Origin of the sequence: Paraburkholderia steynii (assembly GCF_900100565.1) — a bacterium.
GTDB lineage: Bacteria > Pseudomonadota > Gammaproteobacteria > Burkholderiales > Burkholderiaceae > Paraburkholderia > Paraburkholderia terrae.
Genome location: NZ_FNDI01000009.1, coordinates 312931 through 319055, shown reverse-complemented (window position 1 = coordinate 319055; position 6125 = coordinate 312931). Strand labels below are relative to the sequence as shown.

General features: G+C 61.3%; 7 protein-coding genes and 1 pseudogene. 6 read left to right on the top strand and 2 right to left on the bottom strand.

All coding sequences use genetic code 11. The annotated features are described in order from the left end of the window. The 5 genes and pseudogenes from sdhB to BLT65_RS18840 form a co-directional block, all read left to right on the top strand. Window positions 1-165, top strand: a pseudogene (gene sdhB / locus BLT65_RS18860) (succinate dehydrogenase iron-sulfur subunit); the annotation flags it as partial. Window position 166: 1 nt separating this feature from the next. Then, window positions 167-436: an FAD assembly factor SdhE gene (locus BLT65_RS18855; RefSeq protein WP_091779836.1), complete on the top strand. Its 270-nt coding sequence runs from the start codon at window positions 167-169 to the stop codon at window positions 434-436. 284 nt (window positions 437-720) lie between these two features. Continuing rightward, the gene (locus BLT65_RS18850) at window positions 721-2280 is read left to right on the top strand and encodes a methyl-accepting chemotaxis protein (protein ID WP_091779834.1); all 1560 of its coding nucleotides are present in this window, start codon (window positions 721-723) and stop codon (window positions 2278-2280) included. Between the two features lie 128 nt (window positions 2281-2408). Beyond that, window positions 2409-2696, top strand: a complete 288-nt coding sequence (locus BLT65_RS18845; RefSeq protein WP_091779833.1) for a hypothetical protein — start codon at window positions 2409-2411, stop codon at window positions 2694-2696. Then, window positions 2693-3622, top strand: coding sequence for a YncE family protein (locus BLT65_RS18840; protein ID WP_091779831.1), 930 nt, complete (start codon window positions 2693-2695; stop codon window positions 3620-3622). Before BLT65_RS18845 ends, BLT65_RS18840 begins: the two co-directional genes overlap by 4 nt. A gap of 16 nt (window positions 3623-3638) precedes the next feature. On the opposite strand, the gene BLT65_RS18835 is transcribed toward BLT65_RS18840, so the two are convergent. Together BLT65_RS18835 and BLT65_RS18830 are read right to left on the bottom strand one after the other, a co-directional pair. After that, the gene (locus BLT65_RS18835; RefSeq protein WP_091779829.1) at window positions 3639-4565 is read right to left on the bottom strand and encodes a LysR family transcriptional regulator; all 927 of its coding nucleotides are present in this window, start codon (window positions 4563-4565) and stop codon (window positions 3639-3641) included. 90 nt (window positions 4566-4655) lie between these two features. Next, window positions 4656-5297, bottom strand: coding sequence for a cysteine hydrolase family protein (locus BLT65_RS18830; RefSeq protein WP_091779827.1), 642 nt, complete (start codon window positions 5295-5297; stop codon window positions 4656-4658). Window positions 5298-5748: 451 nt separating this feature from the next. Between BLT65_RS18830 and BLT65_RS47635 the strand changes: the two genes are divergently transcribed. Next, complete coding sequence (locus BLT65_RS47635) at window positions 5749-6033, top strand: hypothetical protein (protein ID WP_091779825.1); 285 nt, start codon at window positions 5749-5751, stop codon at window positions 6031-6033. Window positions 6034-6125 lie beyond the last annotated feature (92 nt).

Genomic DNA, 6125 nt, shown 5'->3' with positions numbered 1-6125 from the left:
AGCCGCGACCAGGCGACGGGCGAGCGGCTGGACAACCTGGAAGATCCGTACCGTCTGTTCCGTTGCCATACGATCATGAACTGCGTCGACGTGTGCCCGAAGGGGCTCAACCCGACGAAGGCGATCGGCAAGATCAAGGAATTGATGGTCCGGCGTGCGGTCTGAGATGGACACGCCGCATCAGTCCGACCCGCTGCGTCGCGCGCGTCTTCGCTGGCGCGCCCGGCGCGGCCTGCTGGAAAACGATCTGATCTTCGAGCGTTTTTTTAGCCGATATGAGCATGATCTCAGTGATGCAGACGTAGGCGCGCTCACGCGCCTGCTCGAACTAAGCGATAACGACCTGATGGACTTGCTGCTCGCCCGCAAGGAACCGGAGGGCGACCTCGCCGACGCCGATGTCGTGCGGGTGCTGGAGATGCTGCGTAACGTGTGAACCACAGTCGCGCAGTAAGCTCTGGCAAAAGCAGCGCCTCTCTTCACGCATTGCTCGCTCGGGCGAGGTCAACCGCCTCCGCCCGACGCGAGATATCTCTCTGCGGCCTTTCACCAACATCGCAATTAACGCGCTCGCGCTGCAATAGCTGGTTCGCGCATCAACACGGATGCGACTGCTCCACTGAACCACTCGATATTTCCCGAATCTCCTAAAGCGTTCCCCGATACTGCCGTTAAGCTGTTGACTCAACTCTTCGCCGGCGCGTGCTGGCATCGATCAGCATGCGCAACATTACGGTACGGGCCAGCCTTCTTGCATTGCTCGTGGTATTCGCGACGATGATTCTGCTCGGCGGCGTGGTCGGCATCGGCGCGCTGAAGATCACCAACGGCAATGCGCAGAATCTGCGGGACATGGCGCGTCAGACCATTCTCGTCAACGATGCGTACAAGGACACGACCCGCACGCGTTCGGCGATGGTGCGCGCTTACTCCGCGCTGAAGGAGCGCAATGACACGGCTACGCGCGACTCGGCGCTGCAAAGCGCGCAACGCTCGCTCGACCTGTCCGTGCGCGAGACGCAGGCATTCGAGAAGTCGGATGCGTTCGACGGCATGGACGCTGCGCTCAAGCAGCAACTGCTCGATTCGGCGACGCAACTTGCCACGACACTCAACCGTGCCGCCGACGCATTGCGCAACGGCGACACGGCGACCTACGCGGCACTCAACGATCGCGACATCACCGCGTCGGGCGCGGCTTATTCGGCGAACGTCGAGAAATTCCAGAAACTCGCCAACCAGCTTTCCGAGGATGCGCTCGCGAGCGGCAATCAGCGTTATCAATGGATCGTCGGCACGGTGATGTTCGGCATCGCGATTGCGGTCGGCCTGATCGTGCTCGCGTACATCGCGTTGCAACGCACGGTCACCACGCCGCTCGCACAGGCGGCCGACGTGCTCGATCGCATTGCCTCCAACGATCTCACGGTGCGCGTGCCCGAAGCGAGCAAGAGCGAGATCGGTCAGTTATTTGCCGCGATGCACCGCATGCAGTCGGGTCTCACACGGACGGTTTCCGGCGTGCGCGAAAGCTGCGAAGCGATTCATACGGCGGCGCGCGAGATCGCGGCGGGCAACCTCGATCTGTCGAGCCGCACGGAAGAGCAGTCGGCGTCGCTCGAAGAAACGGCGGCGAGCATGGAGCAACTGACGTCGACCGTAAAGCAGAACGCCGAGCACGCACGCGAAGCAAACAGGCTCGCCACAAATGCGGCCGATCTCGCGCAGCAGGGCGGCGACGTGGTCGAGCGCGCGGTGCATACGATGGCCGAGATCAGCTCGAGTTCGAGCAAGATTGCGGACATCATCGGCATGATCGACAGCATCGCGTTCCAGACGAATATTCTCGCGCTGAATGCAGCCGTCGAGTCGGCGCGCGCGGGCGAGCAGGGGCGCGGGTTCGCCGTCGTCGCGGGCGAAGTGCGCACGCTCGCGCAGCGCAGCGCGGGCGCCGCACGCGAGATCAAGGCGCTGATCGGCACGTCCATCGATCACGTGCAGAACGGCAATGGACTCGTCGCGCAGGCGGGCGCGACGATGACCGAGATCGTGCGGTCGGTGCGCAATGTCGCGGGCATCATGGGTGAAATCACGATGGCGACAGCCGAGCAGAGCGACGGCATCGAGCAGGTCGGCCACGCGGTAAGCCAGATGGACCAGGTCACGCAGCAGAATGCGGCGCTCGTCGAACAGGCGGCCGCCGCGGCAAGCGCGCTGGAAAGCCAGGCGCAGACGATGCGAGAAGCCGTTTCGGCGTTCCGGCTTGCCAAGGCGTTTTGATCGGCCGCATGACCGCATTTTTCAGGTTCCGTAAAAGAGCCTTTTACGGAACGCCGTCTTTTTCCGCCTGAGCACGCTTCTTAGACTGCACGTGAGTTAAACAACACGTGAAAGTCGAAGGAGTTCTCATGCAATTTCTGTTTGCAATGCGCGTCAAGGAAGACGCCACGCCCGTCACGAACGAGCAGCGCGCGATGGAAGTCGCGTATGTCAAAGAGAAGTACGCGTTGGATACGATTCGTCAGGTCTGGACCCGCGCGGACCTGCCGGGCGCGTGCCTGCTGATCGAAGCGGTGGACGAAAGCGCAGCGCGTGCAACCGTCGAAGCACTGCCGCTGATGCAGGCCGGCAAGCTCGAAATCCAGATGTTCATTCCGCTGCTGCCCTATCGCGGCTTTGCCGTCGCGGGTCAATGATGGAGCACGCGCTTCTGGAAAAGCCCGGCGAGCAGACGGGCGCATCGGATGACATGCGTCTGTACTTTCTCGACCACGGCGGCAATCGCGTGCTTTCGGCGACGAGCGATGGCGGCGGCTTCGAAGTGCTGGTCGACGCTTGCTGTGCGGGGCCGGACGGCATCGCCATCGACACGGCGCGCGGTCATCTCTACTGGACCAACATGGGCGTGCCGTCGCGCAACGACGGTTTCATCATGCGTTGCGATCTCGACGGCGGCGACCTCACGACCATCGTACCGCCAGGATTAACGCACACGCCAAAGCAACTGCTCATCGAGCCACGCGGCGGCCATCTCTACTGGTGCGACCGCGAAGGCATGCGCGTGATGCGTTGCAGGCTCGACGGATCATCACTGGAGACGCTCGTGCAGACGGGCTACGGCGCACATCAACAGGCTGACGCGTGGAACTGGTGTGTCGGACTCGCGCTCGATGTCGAACGTGAGCAGATCTACTGGACGCAAAAGGGCGCGACGAAATCAAACACGGGACGCATCCTGCGCGCGCCGCTGAATCCGCGCCGCAAGAGTGTGTCGCCAGCATCGCGCGACGATATCGAAACTCTGTTCGACCACTTGCCGGAGCCCGTCGATCTCGAACTCGACGCTGCGACGATGACGCTTTACTGGACCGATCGCGGCGCGCCGCCGTTCGGCAACACGTTGAATCGCAGCCGGCTTGAGCAGCGTGGCGAGACGGGCTTGCATGCCGACGTGTTGCTCGACGGCTTCAACGAGGCAATAGGATTGTCCGTGCATCCTTATCGCAACGTCGCTTATGTTAGCGATCTGGGCGGCACAATCCGTCGCGTTTCGCTCGACGGCTCCGACACGCGCGTCGTGCTGCGCGACGCGGGTAATCTGACGGGAATCGTCGCGGTCTGAACGACGTCAAGCGTCCTTACGAAACCAAGGTGGCTTCCTGTGCCGCGAGTCGCGCGCTGAGTTCGTCCTTGAGGAAGTTGACGAACGTACGGATCTTTGCATCGACATAGCGGCGCGAAGCGTAAACCGAATAGACGTTGCGCGTTGGCAACTGGAATTGCGGCAGGACGCGAACCAGTGTGCCTTCGCGAAGATCGTCGATAGCGGAATAGACTGCGAGCGCGCCGATGCCCGCGCCCGCCCGCAGCGCCACGCGCAAAGCCTCGGGATCGTTGATCCTGTAACGTGCCGCCGACGCATTCAGCAGCACGTCGCCGTCCGCGCCTTCGAGTTGCCAGCCATCCGTCGGCGAGGCGGGCGACTGCAGCCGCACGAATGCGTGGCCGTCCAGATCGTCAGGCGAGCGCAGAGGCGCGTGCTTCTCCAGATACGACGGCGCGGCGACCAGCATGCTGTAACTCGTGCCCGTCACCTGGCTGACGTAACCCGAATCGGGCAGCGTTCGCGCCGTCACGACGGACACGTCGAATTGTTCCTCGACGAGCCGCGGCATCGTCGACGACAACACGAGTTCGATCTCGATGTTCGGATAGCGCGCCTGATAGCCGACGATGCACGCGGCGAGATGAGTTTGTCCAAGGCCCGGCATTGCATGTACGCGCAGCGTGCCGTGCGGCTCGTTCATCGCGTTGCCGGCTTCGGCGTCGGCGTAGTCGAGATCGGCGAGAATCTGCTGGCATCGCTCGTAATAGCGGGCGCCTGCATCGGTGAGCGTGATGCGCCGCGTCGTGCGATGAAAGAGCCGCACGCGCAGGTCGTCTTCGAGTTCCGAAACGGCACGCGAGACGCGCGCCACATTGCTGTCGAGTACATTGGCTACGGCAGTGAAACTACCGGTTTCGACGACCCGCGAAAAAACGCGCAGGCTGTGAATCTTGTCCATGAAGCGGTTTCCGTCTGTGGTGATGCGCCGGCATCGAGCCCGCGCTGGCGGGCACTTCCTGCGCGCCGATAAAGAGGCTGCCGGTGAGCGTCATGAGCGGGCTCCCTGTGCTTCAGCCAGCGCGGCGACCAGTTCTGCCGTTCTCAGTATTTCATGCGCGAAAGTAGGGCCGTTCAGTTCGTGGGCCGCGTGCATCATTTCCTTCGTGAAAGCGGCCGTTGCATCGCGCACGAGCGTGACGTGATAGCCCAGTTCCATCGCGAAGCGACACGTCGATTCCATGCAGGTATTCGCCAGCAGTCCGATCGCGATCACATGCGTGACGCCTTGCTGCTTGAGCTGAAAGTCGAGATCGGTGTTGGCGAAACCGCTTTGCGCCCAGTGTTCCTTGATGATGATGTCGCCGGCCTGCGGCTGGAAGTCGGGATGAAACTCGCCGCCCCACGTTCCCTTCTCGAACGTGTGACGTTGCTGCACGAGACGTTGCGTCGGGTTCGGATGATCCCAGTTGTCGTAGTCGCCTGGTTCCCAGCGGCGGTGCGGCACATAGAACACCTGGACGTTCGCCTTGCGTGCGGCAGCGACGGCCGCACGAAGGTTGTCCAGCAATCCGACTTCGGCGGCGATCTCCTTGATCATGGGGAAGACCTTACCGCCTTCCGACAGAAAATCGTTGTACGGATCGACCAGCAGCAAGCCGGTGCGGTCCGCGCGATAAACAGGATTGGACATTGCAGTTCTCCATTCGGAAAGGGTGCGAACTGGGCCACGTCTCGCGGTCGGCGCCGAGCTACTTTTGTCGAACGAATCGTGACGTCTCACAACGTGCATCGCGATGACAGAAAATAGCACTATGATAATCATAGTGTCAAGTGCTGTGTACTTCCTGACGTTGTTCCACGTTCGAATCGGAGCAGCGAGCCATGCTCGAAAGAAACGCCTTTGGAAGTGCCGCAAGCATACGACCGGCTATGAAGTGGCTGCATCGGAAGGGTCATGTGTGCGCATTGGCGCAGTATTCGGGTTATGCGAGGAGAGCGGTGGCGCAACAATCGAGCGCATTTTTTCTGTCGCGGAACAGGCTGCTGCTTGAAAACCGCTTTCAAACAGGCGGGCGAGATGCGAGTTTGCGACCTGGCCAGTTACGACGTGAACGCGGCACTATCGATGCATTCGCGTCACCTTGATTGGAACGCGTGTACTTGCGCTGCGTGACATCGGCAACGTCATTAAGATCACGCATGATCACGAACTCATCACCGTAGTTCAGTCTCCGGACCTTGCCATGTTTTGCACTACTGCCATTCCTGTGCATAGGCGCGGCATCGACTACGAGTTGTTCATCGCCGACACAAGTGTTGTGCCGCCGCTGGTATTTACGTCGAGTGTCCGCATTCACATAATCCGCTCATCTGTTGCGAATCACGAACAACGAATCCTGATTCGCAGCAAAGCGGTGACGATATGAGCTTTGCCGACTGGCTCGACATATGGGCTTCAGGACGGGCAGTGATAAGCGGTATGCCCGGGATATCAAACGCTGCGGCGCTCATCGCTCCA

Excerpts from the sequence above, each read along its gene's own strand:
- BLT65_RS18855 (WP_091779836.1), top strand. The coding sequence starts at position 167 with ATGGACACGCCGCATCAGTCCGACCCGCTGCGTCGCGCGCGTCTTCGC.
- BLT65_RS18850 (WP_091779834.1), top strand. The coding sequence starts at position 721 with ATGCGCAACATTACGGTACGGGCCAGCCTTCTTGCATTGCTCGTGGTA.
- BLT65_RS18845 (WP_091779833.1), top strand. The coding sequence starts at position 2,409 with ATGCAATTTCTGTTTGCAATGCGCGTCAAGGAAGACGCCACGCCCGTC.
- BLT65_RS18840 (WP_091779831.1), top strand. The coding sequence starts at position 2,693 with ATGATGGAGCACGCGCTTCTGGAAAAGCCCGGCGAGCAGACGGGCGCA.
- BLT65_RS18835 (WP_091779829.1), bottom strand. The coding sequence starts at position 4,565 with ATGGACAAGATTCACAGCCTGCGCGTTTTTTCGCGGGTCGTCGAAACC.
- BLT65_RS18830 (WP_091779827.1), bottom strand. The coding sequence starts at position 5,297 with ATGTCCAATCCTGTTTATCGCGCGGACCGCACCGGCTTGCTGCTGGTC.